Source organism: Streptomyces sparsus (genome assembly GCF_054776295.1).
This window is the reverse complement of the sequence record NZ_BAAHCA010000768.1, coordinates 1-2,410: the sequence shown is the minus strand read 5'-3', so window position 1 is coordinate 2,410 and position 2,410 is coordinate 1. Positions and strand designations below refer to the sequence as shown.

At 72.2% G+C, this 2,410-nt stretch carries 3 protein-coding genes; all 3 read right to left on the bottom strand.

Annotated elements, in window-relative coordinates:
- Window positions 1-86 precede the first annotated feature (86 nt).
- A complete protein-coding gene (locus ACYVE9_RS23170; protein WP_461029830.1) occupies window positions 87-1,220 on the bottom strand; it encodes a hypothetical protein in 1,134 nt (377 codons plus the stop codon).
- Window positions 1,221-1,241: 21 nt separating this feature from the next.
- A complete protein-coding gene (gene metF / locus ACYVE9_RS23165) occupies window positions 1,242-2,159 on the bottom strand; it encodes a methylenetetrahydrofolate reductase [NAD(P)H] (protein ID WP_461029829.1) in 918 nt (305 codons plus the stop codon).
- An 80-nt stretch (window positions 2,160-2,239) separates the two neighbouring features.
- Window positions 2,240-2,410 (bottom strand): thiamine phosphate synthase (locus ACYVE9_RS23160; protein WP_461029831.1); only part of this gene is annotated, 171 nt, incomplete at its 5' end.

Here is a 2,410-nt window from a genome sequence, read left to right as displayed (position 1 = left end):
CTGCGGCCCCCAGCCCTGCGCCCCAGCCCTGCGGCCACCGGGGCTCCGGCCCCTCGCCGCGCCCTGCCGGACGCCCCGAGGGCGCGTTACCAGCGCTGCGGCGGGTTGGGGTAGCCGTTGCTGTCGTAAGGGTAGGGGGACGGCTCCGGTTCGGCGTCCCGCTGCTGCGGCACCCACATTCCGTCCGCCGGCGCCTGCTGCGCCGCCGGGTACTGGCCGGCGGGATCGGAGTGGGCGCCGGAGTCGTAGCCGCCGTCCCAGGTGCCGCCGCTCTGGCCGTAGCCTGCGTCGCCCTGCCCGTACCCGGCGTTGTACCCGTACTGCGGGTGGGAGGCCGCTCCCTGGTCCTGCCCGTAGGAGCCGCTCTGCGCGGGATCGCCGGAGTAGCCCTGGCCCGCGTCGTAACCGCCCTGCTGGTAGCCGCCCGTGCCGTAGCCGGCCTGCGGATAGCCGCCGCTGTCGTAGCCCGCCGAGTCGTAGCCGGAGTACCCCGAGGACGGCGCGTAGCCGCCCGTGTCGCCGTAGCTCTGCGACTGTGCGGACGCCGGGGAGCCGCCCACGTAGGGGTCGGAGTAGGCGGCGTAGGCCGTCGGCTGCTCGGCCGGATAACCGAAGCCCCCCGCGTAGCCGTGCTCCGCGGGGGACGGGGTCGCGTCCTGCTCCGACCGGCCCTGCGCGTCCGGGTGGCCGGGCTGCTGGACGCCGGACGCGTACGGGTCGGGGCGCTGCCCCCACACGTCGGTCTCGGCGAACTCGTCGACCGCCGCGGCCGGTTCGGAGCCGCGGTCGTAGACGCCGTACTGGCCGGTGTCGTCCGGCATCGGCTCGAGCTTGTAGGAACCGGCCGCCGCGGGCTGCCACGCGGCCGTCTCCTCCAACTCGGAGACCTCCAGCACCGGTTCGGCGTGCCGCTTGGCGTCCTGGCCGTTCGCCTGGTCCGGGCGCCGCCGCTTGCTGGCACCGGGCATGCCGCCCAGTGCCCAGCCGGTGGAGAAGCCCTGCCGGAAGGAGAGGGTGACGAACGTCTGGCCGACCGCGAAGGCCGCCGTGCCGGCGCCGATCACCCAGACGGAAGGCATGAGCACGCCTATGACCACTCCGAGAAAGCCGAAGAAGGCGAGCAGCCGCCAGCGCAGCCGCGCCTTGTACTGCAGCAGCACCTCGCCCAGCAGCCACAGTGCGACCACGCCGAATGCGATGTAGAGGACCGCCCAGCCCATGTACGCCCCCTCACCGGATCTTCAGGACCGCCGGTGCAGCCCCAGATTCTCGTAGATTTCCAGCGTCGCCGTGGAGTGGTTGAGCGTGATGAAGTGAAGGCCGGGGATGTCCTCGGCCATCAGCCTCGCGCAGAGCTCCGTGGCGTACTCGATCCCGACCGAGCGTACAGCCGCCGGATCGTCCTTGACTGCGAGGATCCGCTTCGCCAGCTCCGGCGGGAACGAGGCGTTGCTCAACTGCGCGAACCGTTCGATCTGCCGCACGTTCGTGACCGGCATGATCTCCGGAATGATGGGGGTGTCGCAACCCGCCGCGGCGACCCGGTCGCGCAGGCGGAGGTAGTCGTCCGGATAGAAGAACATCTGGGTGATCGCGTAGTCCGCGCCGGCCCGGCACTTGTTGACGAAGTGGCGGACGTCGGTGTCCCAGTCCGACGAGCGGGGGTGCATCTCCGGGTAGGCCGCCACGCCGACGCAGAAGTCACCCGACTCCTTGATGAGTTCGACGAGTTCCGACGCGTACGTGACGCCCTGCGGGTGCGGCACCCACTCCCCCAGCGGGTCGCCGGGCGGATCGCCGCGCAGCGCCAGCATGTTCCTGATGCCCGCGCCCGCGTACTGGCCGATGATGTTGCGCAGGTCGGCCACCGAGTGGTCCACCGCGGTCAGGTGCGCGACCGGGGTCAGCGTGGTGTCCGTCGCGATGCGCTCGGTGGCGCGGACCGTGCCCTCCCGGGACGATCCGCCCGCGCCGTACGTCACCGAGACGAACGTCGGCCCGACCGACTCGATGCGGCGGATGGCGTTCCACAGCGTCCGCTCGCCCTTGTCCGTCTTCGGAGCCATGAACTCGAAGGAGTAGGAACGCTCGCCGGAGGCGAGCAGCTCACGGATGGTGCGCGCGTGATCGGTCCGGGTGGAGGAGATGCCGAGGGCCATACCGGCAGGCTAACCGGCGCACGCCCGTGCTCGGCAGGGCGTTCCAGCCACTGGACAGCCCGCCGGGACGAAACGGCAGCTCAGCGCTCCCGCAGCCGCCTGCTGAGATGCCGGGCCGCGGCTTCCGGGTCGTCGGCGGCGGTGAGGGCGCGCACCACCACGACCCGGCGGGCCCCGGCGTCGAGCACCTCGTCCAGGTTGTCGGCGTTGACGCCGCCGATGGCGAACCAGGGCCGCGGCTCGGCCGCCTC

Coding starts and splice junctions, on each gene's coding strand:
- ACYVE9_RS23170 (WP_461029830.1), bottom strand. CDS start 1,220: ATGGGCTGGGCGGTCCTCTACATCGCATTCGGCGTGGTCGCACTGTGG.
- metF (WP_461029829.1), bottom strand. CDS start 2,159: ATGGCCCTCGGCATCTCCTCCACCCGGACCGATCACGCGCGCACCATC.